Consider the following 19,910-nt stretch of genomic DNA (forward strand, 5'->3'; position numbering starts at 1 on the left):
AGTGTGAAAGATAAATTAGGTTAAACTCTAATTTAATTAGGATGGTACCGCGAGAAACTCGCTCCTAGTGTTATTAAGCAATAATATTAGGAGTGAGTTTTTCTTTTAGAAAGGAAACAAAAAAATGATTAAAATTACTTTACCTGATGGTCAAATTCGTGAACTATCAGCACCACAAACAATTCAAGCAATTGCAACTAGTATTGCTCCCAGTTTAGGAAAAACAGCTTTAGGCGGAGTCTTTGCCAACAAAGTTTGTAACTTAGATTATTTAATAACAACCGATGGCCCATTAGAAATTATTACTGATAAATCACCGTTAGCATTATCAATAATTAATTATACAGCGGGGTTAATAACTGCTAAAGCTATTACTAATTTGTACCCAACAGCGCATATTGCCCATATTGCTTACCAAGATGACACTTTCTTGGTTGATATTGATGTTGAACCACATTTAAAAGAAAGTGATATTAGTGCTGTTGAAGCAGAAATGACAAAATTAATTAATAGTAATGTTGTAATTAATACTGTTTGTGGGTCAGTAGCAGCAGCAAAAAAATGATATCAAAATAATGAATACTTATTAACAAAAATAGGGGACCAACCAACTGGGCAACAATGTGCTTATTTTGTTGATGAAAAATTATATTTACCAAATGATTATCCTGTTATTCCAGTTAAAAATATTAAAGTTTTTAAATTATGAAGCTTAGCTGGTGCTTATTGACAAGATGATGCAAAGAATAAAATGCTACAACGAATTACTGGTAGTGCTCATTTTTCTCGTGAATTATTCGAGCAATTAATGCTTGCTTATCAAGAACGCAAAGAACGTGATCACCGTAAAATTGGCAAAGACCTTGAAATCTTTACTTTTGATCAGTTAGTTGGACCAGGATTACCAATTTGATTACCAAATGGAATGGCGTTAAAAAAAGTGTTACAAGAATATATTCGGGATAAAGAATGAGAATATGATTTTATTGAAGTTGATACTCCTGTTATCGGGACAAGTGAAATGTATAAGATTTCTGGACATTGAGATCATTATCAGGAAAATATGTTTGCCCCAATGGCACAAGACAATGAAATTAGTGTTTTACGACCAATGGCTTGCCCTCATCATATTGCTGTTTATAATTATAAGCAACGTAGTTATCGTGATTTACCGCTTCGGATTGCTGAACATGCAATTTTACACCGTTATGAAACATCAGGGAGTTTAACGGGGTTAGAACGAGTACGAATGATGCAATTAACTGATTCGCATATTTTTCTTCGTCATGACCAGTTAAAAGAAGAATTTAAGCGTTGCTTTAAGTTAATTAGTGAGGTTTTAGCAACTTTAAATATTAGTGTTGATTATTATTCATTATCATTACGTGATCCTGTTAATAAGGAAAAATATTATGATGATGATCAAATGTGAAACCATGCTGAACAAATGTTGCAAGAAGCATTAGATGATTTAAAAATTCCATATGTACCGATGATTGGGGAAGCTGCTTTTTATGGTCCAAAATTAGATGTCCAAATTAAAACAGCTTTGAACCATGAAATTACTGTTTCAACATTACAATTTGATTTTTTACTACCACAAAAATTTAAGTTAAGTTATATTGATTCAAATGGGGCAAAAGCAATGCCAGTAATGTTACATCGTGGTTTGATTGGAACTTATGAACGTTTTATTGCAATTTTATTAGAGCAATCAAAAGGAGTATTACCATTTTGATTAGCACCAAAACAAATTGTTTTAATGCCGGTTAATAACCAACACCACTTAGCATATGCGGAAGAACTGCATCAGCAGTTTAAAAAGTTAAAATTACGAACAAATATTGATGATCGTGATGAACGTTTAAGTTATAAAATTCGTGAAGCCCAAGTGGCGAAAATTCCATATCAAATTGTTATTGGTGATCAAGAATGTAATCAAAAATTAATTACATACCGTGTTTATGGTCAAGAAGAACAAATAACTGTTAGTTTTGATGAGTTTATTGTGCTAATTAATGACCAAATTGTTAATAAAAATAGGGAAAATATTTTTTGGGAAAAATTTTATTTCCTGTTTTTTTTTTTTTTTTTTTGTTTAACTGAAAACTGTGATAAACTAAAAGTAGAAAAAGCGTGGAATTTAGAACTATTTGCTCTTATATAATAACTAATATTTATATTTATATTTATAATTACAATTTTAAAGAAAGGAACACAAATAATGGAGGCAAAACCAGTTATTATGTTGGCTTGTTCCGCCGGAATGAGTACATCAATTTTAGTACAACGAATGGAAGAAGCTGCAAAAACGTTAAATTGTGATGTAACTGTTTTAGCAATTCCGACAATTGAAGCAATTCACCGTTGGCAAGAAGCCAGTATTTTATTGTTAGGACCACAAGTTCGTTATGAATTAGATCGCTTTAAAAAAGCGATTAAGGATCAAATTCCAGTTTTTGTAATTGACCAGATGGATTATGGAATGGGTGATGGCCAAAAAGTTTTAACCTTTGCGTTACAACAATTAAATTTATAATTTAAGAAAGGAGTTGATTTAATTATGGGAGAATCAGTGGCGACAAAACCAAATAAATTTACCACATGATTAAATAACAAATTTATTCCTACTGTTGGAAAAATTGGAAACCAGACGCACTTATCAATTATTCGGGATAGTTTTGCTTTAATTACGCCGTTACTAATTGCAGGAGCCTTAGCTGTGTTTATTAATCAAATTATCTTAGGTTCAAGTGTTATTTCATTATCGTATTGGATTGCTTATTGAAGCAAAATGTACGATGGTTTTGAGGGCGATAACATTATTTTTTTACCTAACGCTCTGAAGGCACTTGATGCCTTACGATCTGTTAATGGGGTAATTTGAAATGCTTCATTAATGGTAATGACGTTATATATTGTTTTTCTAATTGGTTATTTATTAGGAAAACGCCGTGGGCAAGATCCAGCAATTATGGCTGGAATTGTGTCATTTGCAACTTTTATTGTGGCGGGAGCTGGAATTGCTGGCTGAGAGTTTGCACAAAAATTTATGGGCGCTGAAGGGTTGTTTTCGGGAATTATTATTGCCTTTTTAAGCGCAGAATTATTTATTTTTTTACAACGCAATAATCGTTTAGCGATTAGAATGCCAAAAAACGTCCCGCCTGCCGTTGGTCATGCTTTTGCCAAATTATTACCAATGATTATTACTACTTTTTTGTTTGGAATTGTATCGCAATTATTAATTTGAGCACCAATTGAATACACGGTGATTGATCAATTCAACCAAGAATTTATTAAACAAGATAATTTTGCAGGAATTTATCGAAATACCCACGGTGAAATGTTTCAATTATTAAATGGAACTTTACAACCATTAACTAATGCTCAAACTGCATTGGTAACAAAAATTGAATATTTAACAATGACTGCTAATCCAATGTGAGGGGAATTTGGTCCGTTGGATAAAATTACAACAGAACCAGAATATAGTGCTTTTAATACAAATTTTAAAGCCTTAACATTAGTTACTTTAATTTATAAATTTTTCACATATCCCTTTATGAACGCAGCATCTAATCCCAATGTTGGATTAGGATTTGCCTTATTATATATTTTATTTGTTTCAATTTTTTGATTCTTTGGTTTACATGGTACAAACATTATGAATGGAATTTTTGCGCCAGTTTGATTATATGCAACAGCACAAAATTCAATTGCTTTTAAAGCAGGACAAAACTTACCATTTATTTTTTCACAAGGATTTTTTGATGGATTCATCTTTTTAGGGGGATGAGGAATGTCTTTAGGGTTATTACTGATTACTTTAATTATGGGACGCGATAAACAAGCACGAGCTATTTCAAAAAGTTCAATTGCCCCCGGAATATTTAACATTAATGAACCAGTAACCTTTGCGTATCCCTTAATTTTAAACCCCGTGATGGCAATTCCAGCCATTATTGGGCCATGTTTACTAGTAATTTGAACCTGATTTTGAATCTCAACTGGTGTTGTGCCCGGCGCAGCATTATTAATTCCATGGGTCGCACCGGTGGGAGTAGGAGCCTTTATTACAACAGGAAGCTGAAAGGGAATTCTGTTAGCCCTCTCAAATTTAATATTAATGGCTATCCTTTATATTCCGTTCATTTTTATTGCTAATAAAATTGCAAAAAATAATGATACCGCTGTTTCGCTTAATTATTTAGGACGAATTCAATTCTTGTTTACTGGTCGTAATTATGCCGAACCACAAGCAAAAGAATTACGTCTTCGTCAACGTGCTGAATTAAAACAGAGTTTAAATCCACAAGAACGTCGTGTTCTCAAAGAACGTTATCGTAATGAATGAAAAACTTTACATAATGAATTAGTAACAAAATATCGCCAAATTCGCAGTGATAAAAAAACTGCACGGCAATTAGCAAAAAAAGATCGTAAAACAAAAAAAGAATAATTAACTGGAGGTGCCAAAGAACAGATGGGAATTTGAAAAACAGCAGCTAACGCGAATAGTCCCGATCGAAAATATCATAATAATTTTGATGAAGTTCACCGCTTTTGTGAAGGACATTATACTTTTGATGTTTTTGAAGCAGTTGAACCGTTATTTCAAAAAATTGTAACATTATCGTTATTAACAATGCGAGAAAAACTCCGCTTAGAGCACTTAAAACCAGAGCTTGTTTTACATGATAAAGTTACTGGGCAAAGTTATTTATGTAATGAATATGTTCCAAACCAAGTTTATAGTTTAAAAACAAAACTTGATTCAGATACTTATTGAACAATTTTTCGATTTGAGAAAATCAAACCAAATCGTACGCGAATTACATATTTACAACGGGTTCAAAAAGACCAAACAATTGGGGGTGCAGTACGGTTTTTAGGCAGACGAACTTTTTTAAAAAATATTCGTAAAAAAGGTGCTCAAATTGCTCTTTATTTATCCCAACAAAAATAAAGTTATTTTGGAAAAGATAATTGTGCTGTTTTAGTTTTTATGATAAGGTTAAAATAATAGAAAAAGGAACAGTGGTGAAATAATGCAAGTTAATCTTTTCGAAATTGATTATTTACAATTATGTTTTTCTGATTTAGGTTCAGAATATCTTCATAAAACTAATATTGAAGATATTATTTTGTATCAAACTGAAGTTCAAGTTGATAAATTACGGGTTAATTATCATCAAATGAATTTAGATAAAGAATGAGATTCTTTTAAATTGAAGATTATTGATTCAACAGCAGCAGTTAATGTTTATCAAACTTGTCAAAATTTAAATTTTAATTCAACAAATAAAATTAAAGTTCTTTGTAAGTTAAAACCACAAGGCAAAATGATTATGCGTTGTGTTGCAAGTATTAGTCAATCTTCTGTATCTTCACCAGTTTCTTTTGACATTAATATTTTAAATCAACCTTATTAATGGTAATGATTATGATAAAATTTTCTAATTAATAAATTTGATGAAAATCACAAATATTATTTGTTTTTCAGAAACAAATAATATTTTTTAATTATGAAATCTAGTTGTTATAACAGCAATTATTATTCATACTTTAGAATGGAGGAACTCATAAAATGAGTAAATTATTAACAACAACACCCAAACAAGATGACTTTTATTTACCAGCTGAAACAAATAATCACCTTCGTACTTGAATGATGTGACCACATATGAAGGATAATTGACAAAAAGATGCCTTTCCGGCACAAAAGATTTTCACTTTAATTGCAAAAATAATTAGTACTTATGAACCAGTTGAAATGATTGTTAATGAACAAAACTATTCTCGTGCTAAAAAAATGTTGGGAAATGCAAATGTTAATTTATTAAAGCTTAAGTATTATGATAGTTGAGCGCGTGATTTGGGGGCTCTTTATTTAGTAAATGCAACTGGTGATCGTCGAGCAGTTAGTTTTCAGTTTAACGGTTGAGGCATGCAAAATAGTTTAGTGTTAAAAGAACGACAGTTTAAGTGAGATTATACAATTGACAACCAAGTTGCAATTGCGATGGCTCACGCTAGTGGACTTGATTATTATGCTTGTCCGTTAGTGCTAGAAGGTGGGGCTATTCATACCGATGGGGAAGGAACATTGTATACAACCGAAGAATGCCTATTAAATTCAAATCGTAATCCGTCATTAACAAGGGACGAAGTTGAAGAATATTTAAAGCAATACTTAAATGTTGAGAAAGTAATTTGAATTCCACGGGGAATGTATAGTGATGAAACAAGCGGTCATATTAATAATTTATTGCATATTGTTGAACCGGGACATCTTTTATTAAACTGAACAGATAATAAAATTGATCCCCAATATGAACGCAGTTTAGAAGCATTATTATTGCTAGAAAAAACCGTTGATGCGAAAGGACGAGTATTAAAAATTACTAAGTTACATCAACCAACCCCACTTTTTTTGACAAAACGCGAAGCAAGTGAGCGTAAAGATAGTGCACGGTTAGTGCATCGAATTGCTGGTTTTCGAATGCCAGCAAGTTATTTAAATTTTCATCTTGTTAATAAAGCTTTAATCTTACCAATTTTTGGCGACCCAATTTGAGATCAAAATGCAATTACTGTTTTAACAAAATGTTTTCCAACTCGTGAAGTGATTCCTGTTTATGCTCGTGAAATTGTTTTAGGGGGTGGGGGAATTCACTCTATGACTCAGACAGAATTTTTGTTCTAGCAAGATACTAATTAAAACATTGACTATCAAAAATTAAATTTATAATTTGAGAAAGGAAATAATTTAGTTATGGGAGAATCAATCGTAAGAAAGCCGAGCAAATTTACAACATGAATTAACAACAAATTTATTCCTGTTGTTGAAAAAATTGGGAATCAAACCCACTTGTCGATTATTCGAGATAGTTTTGCGCTAATTACCCCGTTATTTATTGCGGGGGCTTTAGCTATCTTTATTGATCAAATTATCTTAGGTTCGAGTGTTATTTCATTATCGTATTGAATTGCTTATTGAAGTAAAATGTATGAGGGTTTTGATGGGGATAACATTATTTTTCTATCTAATGTTGGAAAGACATTTGATGCTTTAAAATCCGTTAATGGAGTAGTTTGAAACGCTTCATTAATGGTGATGACATTATATATTGTCTTTCTAATTGGCTATTTATTAGGAAAACGGCGCGAACAAGACCCGGCAATTATCGCTGGAATTGTCTCTTTTGCAACTTTTATTGTGGCGGGAGCTGGGATTGCTGGTTGAGAGTTTGCACAAAAATTTATGGGGGTAGATGGTTTATTTTCGGGAATTATTGTTGCCTTTTTAAGTGCAGAATTATTTATTTTTTTACAACGTAATAATCGTTTAACGATTAGAATGCCAAAAAATATCCCTCCTGCCGTTGGCCATGCTTTTGCTAAATTATTACCAATGATTATTACCACTTTTTTGTTTGGAATTGTGTCGCAATTATTAATTTGAGCACCAATTGAATACACGGTAATTGATCAATTCAAGCAAGAATTTATTAACCAAGATAATTTTGGGGGAATTTATCGAAATACCCACGGTGAAATGTTTCAATTATTAAATGGAACTTTACAACCATTAACTAATGTTCAAACTGCATTGGTAACAAAAATTGAATATTTGACAATGACCTCTGATTCAATATGAGGGGCATTTGGTTCGTTGGATGAAATTACAACAGAACCAGAATATAGTACTTTCAATTTAAATTTTAAGACCTTAACATTAGTTACTTTAATTTATAAATTTTTTACATATCCTTTTATGAATGTTGCCGCTAATCCCAATATTGGGTTAGGATTAGCCTTATTATATATTTTCTTTGCCTCAATTTTTTGATTCTTTGGTTTACATGGCACAAACATTATGAATGGAATTTTTGGTCCAATCTGATTATATGCGACAGTTCAAAATTCAATTGCTTTTAAAGCGGGTCAAAATCTACCATTTATTTTCTCCCTAGGATTTTTTGATGCCTTTATTTTTTTAGGAGGATGAGGAATGTCGCTGGGATTAATTCTTATTACCTTAATTATGGGACGCGATAAGCAAACACGTACTGTTTCAAAAAAATTAATTGTACCAACAATATTTAACATTGATGAACCAGTAACCTTTGCATATCCGTTATTTTTAAACCCTGTGTTGGTAATTCCAAGCATTATTGGCTCGCTCTTATTAGTAATTTGAACCTGATTTTGAATTTCAATTGGCGTTGTGCCCGGTGCAGCATTATTAATTCCATGAATGGCTCCGGTCGGAATTGGTGCTTTTATTACAACAGGCAGCTGAAAGGGCATTATTTTAGCGTTTTCAAATTTAATTTTAATGGTTGTTCTTTATATTCCATTTATTTTAATTGCTAATAGAATTGCAAAAAATAATGGTACCACTGTTTCGCTTAATTATTTAGGACGAATTCAATTTTTGCTTATTGGTCGTAATTATGCTGAACCACAGGCAAAAGAATTACGTCTTCGTCAACGGGTTGAATTAAAACAGAGTTTAAATCCACAAGAACGTCGTATTCTCAAAGAACGTCATCGTAATGAATGAAAAACTTTACATAATGAATTAGTAGCAAAATATCGTCAAGTTCGTCATGACAAAAAAAGGGCACGACAATTTGCCAAACAGAATCGAAAAACAAGTAAAATTTAGTATAAAAAAAGTCTTTTTTGCTTTACAATTAAAATCTTTTTGGTATTATATATTATTAAGGTGATAGTAAATGCAAATGAGAAAGTTAAACAACTGTGCTAAAAATAAAGGTAAACATCGTCTGCAACGAGTTCTTACTTTTCTTTCTCATTTGTTCTTAAGTTTATTTTATCCCCATCATTTTAAAACTTACTTAATTAATTGGAATTTATCTTATTAATTAAGTAAGTTTTTTTTATGTTCAAAATAGTGATAGAAAGTGAGAATATTGGAATGAAAAGTAAAAGTCTTTTTAATTTAGATGATTGAAATCAGCAAGAAGTTAATAATTTTTTAACAGAAGCTTTGCAATTTAAAAATAATGTTAAAAAAGTTGATTATCAGCAACGAAAAATTGTTGCAAACTTATTTTTTGAACCTTCAACACGAACACATTATTCGTTTGATGTTGCTGCTCATAAATTAGGATGTAAAACATTAAACTTTAATGAACAATTTAGTGCGACAAAAAAAGGGGAAACATTATATGATACCATCAAAACTTTCGAAGCATTAGGGGTTGATGCCTTAGTAATCCGCCACCCAGAAAATAATTATTATAATGCTCTAATTGATAAAATTAAGGTTCCCATTTTAAATGGAGGTGACGGTTCGGGAAATCATCCAACGCAAAGTCTTTTAGATTTATTAACAATTAAAGAACAATTTGGTGAGTTTGCTGGTTTAAATATTATTATTGTTGGTGATATTAAGTACTCTCGTGTTGCAAAAACTAATATTCAAATTATGCAAAAATTAGGAATGAATGTTTATACAACAGGAATTAACGAATTACAAATTCCGGGAGTTGTAAGTGTTGATTTTAAAGCGAATCTTCCCAAAATGGATGTTGTGATGTTATTGCGTTACCAATTTGAACGTTTTGCAGATAATGAACAATACCATTTAGATTATTTACATAATTATAAATTAACATCTGCCTTAGTTGCGACAATGAAACCAACGGCTATTATTATGCATCCAGCACCATTTAACCGTGGGATTGAAATCGATGATGATGTTGTTGAATGTAAACAGGCAAAAATATTTGAGCAGATGACTAATGGTGTTTTTGTGCGAATGGCATTATTGAATAATATTTTAAGTACTAACTAAAATGATTTATACTTTTACTAATGCTAAGGTGTACTTGCCAACTGGTTTTCAACAAACAAATATTACAATCGAAGATAATAAGATTATTCAAATTGGGTCTAAAGTGCTAGGGACAGAAATCAAATTATCACCAACTTGTATTATTGTGCCAAGTTTTATTGATTTACATGCTCATTTTCGTGAACCTGGTCAAACAGATAAAGAGGATTTAGTAACTGGCGCCCTAAGCGGACTATACGGTGGTTATCAGACGGTTTGTGTGATGGCAAATACCATTCCCGTTATTGACCATCCTACAGTTTTAGCCCCATTATTAATGAAAGCAAAAAAAATTCCAATTAATATTCAGTTTTTCAGTGCGATTACTAATAATTTAGCAGGTCAAAAAGCAGTTGATTTTGCTAGTTTTGGTGAAGATGTTATTGGCTTTAGTGATGATGGGGTCTATTTGGCTAACCAAGCCTTATTAATAACAGCCTTAAAATATGGTCAAGCTAATCATAAATTAGTTTCATTGCATGTTGATAACCGTCATCAATTAACATCAACAACAACGATACTAAATCACGAAGTTGCCAAAAGATTTAATTTAACTGGAGTTGATAAAGACTATGAAGTAGGTTCATTAAGCCAAGATTTAACAATTGTTAATCAACTGCGACTGCCATATCATCTATGCCATCTTTCTACGGCCGAAAGTGTCGCTTTAATTCGAGCGAGTAAAACAATTAACCCATTTTTAACTTGTGAAGTAACTCCACATCATTTAACCTTATCAACTGATGATATTTTAATGAATGATGGGAATTACCTAATGAATCCACCTTTAAATCTAAAAAGTGATCAATTGAGTCTAATTGCGGCTTTAAATGATGGAACAATTGATGTCATTGCAACAGACCATGCTCCACATCAAACAACAGAAAAAGGGTTGTTTGCAACTAGTGCAATGGGAATCATTGGTTTGCAATTAACTTTTCCGGTACTATATACAAAGTTAGTTCAACCACAAAAAGTGTCATTAGCAACAATTATTAATGCTTTAACAGTTAATCCCCAAAAGTTAATCCACCATCATGATGTTCAATTAAAAGTTAATAATCAGGCTAACTTTACGATAATTGATTTAGCATTAACCCAAATGGTAACTAGTAAATTATTAAAATCAAAAGCAACAAATACTCCTTTTTTAGGGACTGTTTTAACTGGTTGACCAATTATGAATGTTCATAATGGGACAATTCATCATTTAAATGAGGAAGGAACATAACTAATGGAAAAACAAATAATTGAAACAACAACATTACTAGTAAATGAACAACTAGGACCTGATTTATGACTAGCAACTTTTAAAGCACCCCGCCTTAGTAAAATTGCTCAGCCAGGTCAGTTTATGCTAATTGAACCATCACAACAATTCTTCTTAAAACGACCATTTAGTTTTTTTGATATTAACGCCAAAGCAGAAACAATTGCGGTTTATTATCAAAATAAAGGCTTGGGAACTTGATTTATGGCAAATAAATGACTAATTGGTCAAGCCGTTCAGATTCAAGGTCCGCATGGTCAAGGCTTTCAAATTACTAAGGAAACGGATGATTTGTTAATTGTGGCGGGAGGAATTGGCATTGCGCCAATGAAAGCCTTAATTGATGATTTAATTACAAAGAAAGTTAAGTATACGGCTATTTTTGGGGGGCGAACAAAAAATGCGCTTAATGTTTTGTCCTTATTTCAAGATAATACCCGGTTTTTATTAAATACTGATGATGGAACAATTGGCCAACAACAAAATATTATTGTGGCATTAGAACAATATTTAGAAACACATCAACCACAAATGATTGTGGCATGTGGACCAGAAGTTGCTTTAACAAAAATTAATCAAATTGCAAAGGAAAATCGCATTACAACCCAAATTTCTTATGAAAGTCATATGGCTTGTGGGGTTGGTGCATGTATGGGTTGTACAAAAACAATTGATGGAACTAATAAAAAAATTTGTACTGATGGCCCCATTATTACTGTTAAATATGACAAATAAAAAGGAGAATGACAAAGATGTTAAAAACAGAGTTTTTAGGGTATAACTTAAATTCCCCATTAACAACCGCAAGTGGTACCTTTGGCTATGGTGAATGTTATCGAGATTTTTTTGATGTAAGTGAATTGGGAATGTTAACAACAAAAGGGATTACATTAGAACCAAGACCAGGAAATGCTTCCCCACGTTTAGCTGAAGTGACGGGGGGCATTATTAATTCAATTGGATTAGAAAATCCGGGCTTAAAATAATTTCAGACAAAAATTGTTCCAACTTTTCAAGCTTTTCAAATTCCAATTGTTGTTAATTTAAATGGTAAAACAATTGAAGAATATGAAATGTTAGCAAAAGTAATTAACGATATTTCAGTTATTGCTTTTGTTGAATTAAATATTTCTTGTCCAAATGTAAAAGAGGGGGGAATTTTATTTGGTACTGACCCCGTTATTACACGAGAAATTGTAAAACGAGTACGTCAGGTTTTAACAAAAAAGAAATTAATTGTTAAATTATCACCATCAGTTACTGATATTAAGCGTTTTGCTCTTATTTGCCAAGAAGAACGAGCTGATGCGATTAGTTTAATTAATACAATTCCGGCAATGCAAATTGATCTTAAGACAAAAAAACCAACCTTAGGGAATATTATTGGTGGTTTGAGTGGTCCTTGTATTAAACCAATTGCGGTTCGCATGGTTTATGAGGTTGCTAGTGTTGTTAACATTCCAATTATTGGGATGGGTGGTGTTAGTTCAACAAATGATGTTTTAGAATTTTTAATGGCTGGTGCGCGGGTGGTTGCTGTTGGAACTAGTTTATTTTCAAATCCTAATTTAGTAACAGAGATTAAAACAGGACTATTAGAATATTGCCAACAGCATCAGTTAAATAATATTAGTGAGATTATTGGAGTTGCTCACCAAAAGGAGGGAGAAGATGAATAAAGTTTTTATTGCTTGTGATTTTAATTCACGCGAACAGTTAACAGCTTTTTTAGCAAAATTTCCCCCACAACCATTAGCATTGAAATTGGGAATGGAATTAATTTATGCTATTGGTTTTGAAATTATTTCGGAGCTGAAACAACAAGGTCATACTATCTTTTTAGATTTAAAATTAAATGATATTCCTATTACAGTTGAAAAAGCATTAACTGCATTAAAACATTATCAAGTTGATTTTGTAACAATTCATTTAACAAGTGGCCAAAAAACGTTACAATTAGCCCATAGGATTGTTCAAAATACTAACATTAAATTATTGGGTGTCACAGTCTTAACTAGCTTAGATAATATGGATGTACAAGAAATGTTTTTATCATCAACATTGACAACAAATGAGCTAGTTAAAAATTTAGCTAAAATGGCTGCTAATAATTGTTTTTATGGGGTTATTTGTGCACCATCAGAAGTAACAGTTATTAAACAACATTTTCCAAATTTAAAGACAGTAACACCAGGAATTCAATTAACATCAGATCAAACAGACCAAAAACGAGTTGCAACCCCCTTAACAGCAAAAAAATTAGGAGCCGACTATTTAGTCGTAGGGCGAGCAATTACAATGGCAGTTGATCCTGTTGCAGCTTATCAAGAGATTTTAACGATTTTTACAAAAGGAGCAGAAATATAAAATGAAAAAAATTATTACTGAATTAGTTAATATTAAAGCAATTAATATTAATACAACGACACTATATACATGAGCATCAGGCATTAAATCGCCAGTTTACATTGATAATCGGTTAATTATGGGTTATCCACAGTTGCGATGGGCAATTGCTCAGGAATTTGCTCATATTATTCATTCTAAATTAGCAGGAATTAAGATTGAAAATATTTTTGGCACCGCCACAGCAGGAATTCCACACGCTACTTTGCTGGGGCATTTATTGCAATTACCATTTGGATATGTTCGTAGTAGTAAAAAAGGGCATGGTAAACAAAATCAAATTGAAGGTGTTTATCAACACGGTCAACGCGTAATTGTGATTGAAGACTTGATTTCAACGGGTGGGTCAGTGCTTGAAGTTGTTAAAACATTGCAGCAAGCAGGAATGGAAGTTGTTGCCGTCTTAGCGATTTTTAGTTATCAATTACAAAAAGCGATAACCAAATTTAATAGATTACAAATTCCATTATATATTTTAACTAATTTTGATACATTAATTGCTAATACCGATATTTTAACAAGTGAACAACAAATAATGTTACAACAGTTTCATGAACAGTTAAACCAGTAGCAAAATCTCAAAAGATCTAGGGTAGATTGTCAACTTAAGTGCAAGTTTTCCTAAATCAAAATAAAGACTAAACATTTTAAACCTGTTGTAAAGCAAACTGGAATGCGAATAATTTGTTCAAATTTTTCTCACACGGTAAATTCGGAACAATTATCCAATACTAATGATTTAACATATTTCATAATTGTTGGATTTTTAAAGTTGATATTTATAATGTAATATTGTTTGTTTTACAATGTATTTGTTAACTTTACAGCGTTTTAATTTGTTCCAACTGAAGGAATTCCAATTTAACCGTTAGGTCACATTCACGATTTTTTCATCTTTGAATTTTATAACTTTCAAGTAATGTTCATTCTTTTATGAAAAAATGTTTATAATTCATATTTATTATATATAAACTTGCACTTATTATAATAATCTGCGCTAAACAATATTTTACAAGATAGGATGAAATAATTGGAACCAAGACTAATTTTATAACAATCAACAAAAAGACTGAAAAATCAGTCTTTTTTACTTATTTAGGAACACATATGCATAATTCTTGGGATTAGTCAAACTTCGTATAAAAAGTTCTCTAAACCCTACGAGAGCCTCCTTTCTAAATAGTTGTTGATAATATAATTAGCGATTAGTCTCAAGAGTTATGCATATGTGTTTGGTGAAAGGAAGCGATAAAAGGGGATAAAGATTATTTCATTGCAAGAAAAATAAATGTAAATGATCAGAAAAGGTATTGTGACAAATGAAAAGATAGTTAATGGTTGTTAACTATCTTAGTAAAAGTTATTACATTATATATGGAATCAGAATTATTAAAATTGTTAAGTATGTTTGGTAGAACATAATCAAAACAATTAAAATATCAATAAACCAAGTATTCATAAATATTTCACCTCATTTCAAAATAATTTGTCATATACCAATATAAAAAACACATGTCAGACATTTTTAAATGTCTGACATGTGTCATTGGTCATCTACACAAATATTATACATAACTTAAATATAATTAAATAATGTGTCAAAAGTCAATCTACAGACTTATTTCAAATTTTATTAAAATATCAAAACTTATTTGTCAAAATCATATCAAGCGCGCAACTTAATTACATAACATTTAGCTTTTAAAACTAAGAGAAAAAACAAGTTAGTTATGAAAAGTTATTTTAAGTGCGTAAAATTAATTAATTTTGCAGACACATCATTGATTAAAACAAAGATTTAGAGATTGCTTAAAAAACAATGAGGAGAGGCGGTTAAAAAAATCAATGATTATTCTCAATGAATACAACACTGAGAATGCAATACAGTGATTTTGAAAGGAGAAATAAAAGGTGAAGAAAACAGTTAAAGAACGATTAAAAGAATATGTCGATAAACATTATTGTGAAGATGGAGTTTGTACAGCAGATGATATTCAAAACTGCGTGTGTTTAAATTCAATGTTATATCGAGCACTAAAAATTTGTGAACAAGAAATAACAGAAAAAGATGAGTTAATTGCAACACAAGATAAAATAATTGGCAATTATGTTTCAACAGAAAGGTATTGATTTGATAAGTTTAATAAAGTTAATGTTAAATATATTGAATTATCTAATAAAGAATATCAACAATCAAAATCTCAATTATCTAAAGCAGATTTTTTTAAAGCATGTCCATATAGTGATATTGAAAAGTTACCAGGACAATTTATTTGTGAAAACTGTCGAAGTCCGAAAGAATTTCAGGATGCAGAAACGAGACTAGATAGTAATAGTTTCCATATGTACGAGTGAATAGTGAAGAGTGATGCCTTGGCAAAAATCGATAACTTACCGGAAGGAGAACATGCTAATGAAGAAATCTTGAAAAAAATTGAGTAAAAAGCAGTTACATAAAAAGAAAAAACAGCGCTCAGATAATAGATTCTTAATTGAAACAAATAAGAAAAATAAACCTTAGTTAATTATGGTAGAAAGGAAATCAAAATAAAATGGCAAAGAATATAACGGATTTATATATTTTAACATCTGAAATACATTCAAAAATATATGATAAAAACAATCAAAATAAACTATTAGGTTATTTTATTAATATTCCAAATACCGATAATAAAGTATTTTATGTGCAAAAGAGTTGAGTATATAACGATGAAGCTTTTATTAATTGCTTTAAGGTTGGAATTTCACAAAACTTATATCCAGTTTTTAACAAAGATGATTTGACTACAATGGTTGATTACATTAATGGTTCAGAAATAATTGCGGCTTTTATTAGTAAGTTAAATAAAAAAACAAATAATAGTCACCAAGAGTTAACCACAATAAATAATGATGAAGATATTGATATACAAAAGTTGTTAGAAGATTTAAAACATATTGATGAACCAGATTGTTGAAAGGATGGTGTATATCTTGGAACAAATCAAGGAACAAGTTTTTCTAAATAAGCGTTATTTAATAAAATGAACTGAAAAGAAAACAGCTTTTGCGGTACAATCCCCAGTTAATCCCCAAGCTGTGATTTGATGATCACGGGAATGATTTCGAGTTAGTAAAAAGTGACCTTGTAAATTTGATGAAACATGCTTGGGCGTTGGTGAAAATAATCCTAACCATGAGTATTGCCCAATCGGGTATTTTGCGACAGCTTGTCTTTTTAATAAAGATTATGAACAAATTATTTATACAGAAAAAGGGGTTGAAGAAATAATTCCCATCAATGGCAAAAAACTTTATGAAGCTTTTGAAAGTCTTAAAAAAAATAATAGTAAGCAATATTTACAACAAGCAAAAGAATTACAAGTTTTATTATCAAATAAAGATGATCAATTTGTAAGAGGAGGAATAAACTAATATATGACTAAAAAAAGGTTTCTAAAAATAAATAGAGAAATTTGAAAATCATGTTTTGTTTGTAATAAAAGTATAGAAATTAAAAAATATTGGATTAAAGTACCAATATTTGATAAATTTGATACCTATGAAGGTATTAAAATAAATAGACAAGTTTGTTCAAAAAAATGTCAGATACAAAACAGTTGCTTGTTTGTTCACCTAGATTCCTAGTCAAGAGCTTATATATTTTTCAAATTGATCTAACTTATTTAAATCTGCTACTAAAAATAATCGTTTTTCATATTTTTTAAGTTTTAATAATGCAACTGTATTGTAACCATAAAAAATAATTTTAATTCTTCTATTTTCATTAAAATTATTAACTTTATTTTTAAGTAAATCTAAACTCATAAATTCCTTATTATCTTTGGTATAAAAACTCCGCGTTTATTTTTATCATTTATATTTTTATTAAAATATTAGAATTATGCTGATTTACATCATGAAATTCATCTTTGTTATTTCTAATTAGAAAATAAAATAAAATAATTTCATTATTTGTTCTGAGATATTTATCATTATAAAAATCTCTAAATGAACCGTCTATAAAATTTTGTAATATTCTACCGAGTGGTTTATTTTTAAAATAAATTAAAATTCTATTTCACATATCATTTGAATAATCTATTGGCATATACAATTTCCTTTCATATATAAATTATAGCAATCAGATAGAAAGAAGGTGCTAAATTGAAGTATTTAGTAGTTTTAGAATCGCCAAACAAAATAACAAAAGTTAAAGCTTATTTGGAACAAGCCTTTCCTAACCATAATTTTATTGTAAAAGCTTCGATGGGACATATAACTGAGTTAGCTATTAAGAATCAAAAATATGCATTAGGAATTGATTTAGAAACAATGACCCCCGTTTATAATTTATTAGAAACTAAAAAAGATACAGTTAAACAATTACATGAACTATCGAAAAAAGTTGATAAGGTTATTTTAGCGACTGACCCTGACCGCGAAGGCGAAGCAATTGCTTGGCATTTACAAGAACAATTAAACTGTAAAAATAAAGCAGTTCGTTTAACATTTAATGAAATTACGGAGAAAGCAGTTAAGGAAGCTTTTGCAAAACAAAGTGCGATAAATTATAGTTTGGTTAATGCCCAACAAGCCCGCCAAATGATTGACCGGATAATGGGTTTTAAATTATCTGGGTTGTTACAAAAAGCAGTTAATTTAAAATCAGCAGGGCGTGTACAATCGGTAGCATTAAAATTAGTTGTTGAACGTGAATTAGAGCGAAAAGAACATAACAAGTTAGAATATTGGACAATTAAACAAGAATATCAAAATGGTAATGATATCAAATTATTTTTAAATAAAGCAAAACAAGAAATTGTGAAAGAAAAAGTAATTAATTCAAAAACATTAGCAAATCAAATATTAAATGAGTTATCAAATAAATTGGTTGTAAAAGAAATTATGATAGAAAATTTTAGCAAAAATAGATACACTCCTTTTACAACATCAAGTATTTTACAATATGCTAGTGTAATGTTAAATTTCCCAAGTGAAAAAACAACAAGTTTACTACAGCATTTATTTGAAACGGGTTATATTACATATCCAAGAACTGATTCCGTTCGAATAAATGATGATTTTATTTTAGATACATATGAATATATTGAAAATAATTATGGCAAAGAGTATGTTGGCAGTTATAAAACAAAGAAATTAGGAGAAAATGCTCAAGATGCCCATGAAGCAATCCGCCCAACAAATATTACGTTAACAGTTGAGCAAACTAAAAGAGAAATTGGCAATCATAGTGAATTTATGCTATATGAATTAATTTATAATAATACGTTATTTGCTTTAATGGCAAACGAAGTGGGGAAAAAATACCAAGTTCTTTTTGAGAATAATGGTTATATCTGTAAAATGGATTATAAAAAATATACTTTTACTAGTTATTATGATCTCCAAGAAATAGCTTTAGATAGTTTTGATTATCAATTTCAAGTTGGCCAAATCCTAAATTTAACTACAAAATGATTAGCAGAACAAAATTTTACAAAACCTAACGCTAGATACACTGAACCAAATTTAATTAAGAAATTAGAAATAGAAGGAGTAGGACGCCCTTCAACCTATGCAACTGTTATGAAAACTTTGATTAATAGAGAGTACATCAAATTTGAGAAAAAAAGTATTGTTCCTACCGATAATGGGATAAAAGCCTATACTATTTTACAAAAATATTTTGCAAACATTATTAATGAAAAATATACTTCGGAAATGGAAGACATCTTAGATCATATTGCTGATAATAAAATTAATAAAACGGAATATTTAAAATTATTTTATAAGAATTTTATTTTAGATTATAGTAATGCCACAAATGTTATTTTTAAAGATTCTATAAAATGCAGTAAATGTCAGATAGGTTATATTATTCAACAGAAAAGTTATAAAGGAAATTTGTTTAAAGCTTGTAATAATTATCCAGATTGTAAAAACATCGTGAGCTAAATATGACAAAAAAAGATTATTCAAAACCCAAAGCTTGTATTAATGGTGTTATTCTCATTGACTGTATTAGATGTGATAAAGAGTTTAAAATTACAAAATCTGAATGATTAGCAATGAATAAATTCTATAAATGTAAAGAATGCAGAGGAGTGATTTAATGGCAAATCATAGTTTAATTTTAGATAAAAGAAAAATGATAATTACATGCCAAATAGTAAAAAAATATAAAGATATTTTTTTATTAAATGATGGTGAAATAATATTAAAAAAGAATCCTTTTGAAAGGACGATATAGTTTAATAAATGATAAGATTTATGAACGAGTTAATGAAGAATTCAAAAAAAAATTGAGAGGAAGAAAAATTTAAATTACGTATTGATGAAAATTATAAAGTAAATTTAAAAAATTATTTAAAAAAGAAATAG

Annotated in this window: 19 protein-coding genes and 1 pseudogene; 18 read left to right on the forward strand and 2 right to left on the reverse strand. The window is 30.0% G+C overall.

The window, feature by feature from the left end:
- Window positions 1-124: 124 nt before the first annotated feature.
- From thrS to E7Y35_RS00280, 16 genes and pseudogenes are all read left to right on the forward strand, one after another.
- A complete protein-coding gene (gene thrS, locus E7Y35_RS00205) occupies window positions 125-2,167 on the forward strand; it encodes a threonine--tRNA ligase (protein WP_283272330.1) in 2,043 nt (680 codons plus the stop codon).
- A 57-nt stretch (window positions 2,168-2,224) separates the two neighbouring features.
- Window positions 2,225-2,539 (forward strand): PTS sugar transporter subunit IIB, encoded by a 315-nt coding sequence (locus E7Y35_RS00210; protein ID WP_283272331.1) that lies wholly within the window; start codon window positions 2,225-2,227, stop codon window positions 2,537-2,539.
- Between the two features lie 24 nt (window positions 2,540-2,563).
- Window positions 2,564-4,462, forward strand: coding sequence for a PTS sugar transporter subunit IIC (locus tag E7Y35_RS00215; protein ID WP_283272332.1), 1,899 nt, complete (start codon window positions 2,564-2,566; stop codon window positions 4,460-4,462).
- Window positions 4,463-4,486: 24 nt separating this feature from the next.
- Entirely contained in the window at window positions 4,487-4,969 is a 483-nt protein-coding gene (locus tag E7Y35_RS00220; protein ID WP_283272333.1) for a hypothetical protein, read from the forward strand.
- Between the two features lie 82 nt (window positions 4,970-5,051).
- A complete protein-coding gene (locus E7Y35_RS00225; RefSeq protein WP_283272334.1) occupies window positions 5,052-5,435 on the forward strand; it encodes a hypothetical protein in 384 nt (127 codons plus the stop codon).
- 155 nt (window positions 5,436-5,590) lie between these two features.
- On the forward strand, window positions 5,591-6,709 hold the full coding sequence (gene aguA / locus E7Y35_RS00230; RefSeq protein ID WP_283272335.1) for an agmatine deiminase: 1,119 nt from the start codon (window positions 5,591-5,593) through the stop codon (window positions 6,707-6,709).
- 69 nt (window positions 6,710-6,778) lie between these two features.
- Entirely contained in the window at window positions 6,779-8,677 is a 1,899-nt protein-coding gene (locus E7Y35_RS00235; protein ID WP_283272336.1) for a PTS sugar transporter subunit IIC, read from the forward strand.
- Between the two features lie 273 nt (window positions 8,678-8,950).
- Window positions 8,951-9,832, forward strand: a complete 882-nt coding sequence (locus E7Y35_RS00240; protein WP_283272337.1) for an aspartate carbamoyltransferase catalytic subunit — start codon at window positions 8,951-8,953, stop codon at window positions 9,830-9,832.
- A gap of 1 nt (window position 9,833) precedes the next feature.
- Complete coding sequence (locus tag E7Y35_RS00245) at window positions 9,834-11,102, forward strand: dihydroorotase (protein WP_283272338.1); 1,269 nt, start codon at window positions 9,834-9,836, stop codon at window positions 11,100-11,102.
- A gap of 3 nt (window positions 11,103-11,105) precedes the next feature.
- Window positions 11,106-11,876 carry an iron-sulfur cluster-binding protein gene (locus E7Y35_RS00250; protein ID WP_283272339.1) on the forward strand — a complete coding sequence of 257 codons (771 nt, stop codon included), beginning with the start codon at window positions 11,106-11,108 and terminating at the stop codon, window positions 11,874-11,876.
- A 17-nt stretch (window positions 11,877-11,893) separates the two neighbouring features.
- Window positions 11,894-12,820: pseudogene (locus tag E7Y35_RS00255) on the forward strand (dihydroorotate dehydrogenase).
- Window positions 12,813-13,508, forward strand: a complete 696-nt coding sequence (gene pyrF / locus E7Y35_RS00260) for an orotidine-5'-phosphate decarboxylase (RefSeq protein WP_283272340.1) — start codon at window positions 12,813-12,815, stop codon at window positions 13,506-13,508. The pseudogene E7Y35_RS00255 and the gene pyrF overlap by 8 nt, the downstream one beginning before the upstream one ends.
- Window position 13,509: 1 nt before the next feature.
- Complete coding sequence (pyrE, locus tag E7Y35_RS00265; protein WP_283272341.1) at window positions 13,510-14,118, forward strand: orotate phosphoribosyltransferase; 609 nt, start codon at window positions 13,510-13,512, stop codon at window positions 14,116-14,118.
- Between the two features lie 1,340 nt (window positions 14,119-15,458).
- Complete coding sequence (locus E7Y35_RS00270) at window positions 15,459-15,989, forward strand: hypothetical protein (protein ID WP_283272342.1); 531 nt, start codon at window positions 15,459-15,461, stop codon at window positions 15,987-15,989.
- Between the two features lie 110 nt (window positions 15,990-16,099).
- Window positions 16,100-16,555: a hypothetical protein gene (locus E7Y35_RS00275; RefSeq protein WP_283272343.1), complete on the forward strand. Its 456-nt coding sequence runs from the start codon at window positions 16,100-16,102 to the stop codon at window positions 16,553-16,555.
- A complete protein-coding gene (locus tag E7Y35_RS00280) occupies window positions 16,512-16,961 on the forward strand; it encodes a hypothetical protein (RefSeq protein ID WP_283272978.1) in 450 nt (149 codons plus the stop codon). Before E7Y35_RS00275 ends, E7Y35_RS00280 begins: the two co-directional genes overlap by 44 nt.
- A gap of 201 nt (window positions 16,962-17,162) precedes the next feature.
- Here E7Y35_RS00280 and E7Y35_RS00285 read toward each other — a convergent pair whose 3' ends face one another.
- Both E7Y35_RS00285 and E7Y35_RS00290 read right to left on the reverse strand, forming a co-directional pair.
- Window positions 17,163-17,354: a hypothetical protein gene (locus E7Y35_RS00285; RefSeq protein WP_283272344.1), complete on the reverse strand. Its 192-nt coding sequence runs from the start codon at window positions 17,352-17,354 to the stop codon at window positions 17,163-17,165.
- Window positions 17,355-17,403: 49 nt separating this feature from the next.
- The gene (locus tag E7Y35_RS00290; RefSeq protein WP_283272345.1) at window positions 17,404-17,637 is read right to left on the reverse strand and encodes a hypothetical protein; all 234 of its coding nucleotides are present in this window, start codon (window positions 17,635-17,637) and stop codon (window positions 17,404-17,406) included.
- A 56-nt stretch (window positions 17,638-17,693) separates the two neighbouring features.
- Between E7Y35_RS00290 and topA the strand changes: the two genes are divergently transcribed.
- Window positions 17,694-19,484 carry a type I DNA topoisomerase gene (gene topA / locus E7Y35_RS00295; protein ID WP_283272346.1) on the forward strand — a complete coding sequence of 597 codons (1,791 nt, stop codon included), beginning with the start codon at window positions 17,694-17,696 and terminating at the stop codon, window positions 19,482-19,484.
- 157 nt (window positions 19,485-19,641) lie between these two features.
- Complete coding sequence (locus tag E7Y35_RS00300) at window positions 19,642-19,779, forward strand: hypothetical protein (protein WP_283272347.1); 138 nt, start codon at window positions 19,642-19,644, stop codon at window positions 19,777-19,779.
- Window positions 19,780-19,910 lie beyond the last annotated feature (131 nt).

Origin of the sequence: Spiroplasma sp. SV19, assembly GCF_030060925.1 — a bacterium.
Taxonomy (GTDB): domain Bacteria; phylum Bacillota_I; class Bacilli_A; order Mycoplasmatales; family Mycoplasmataceae; genus Spiroplasma.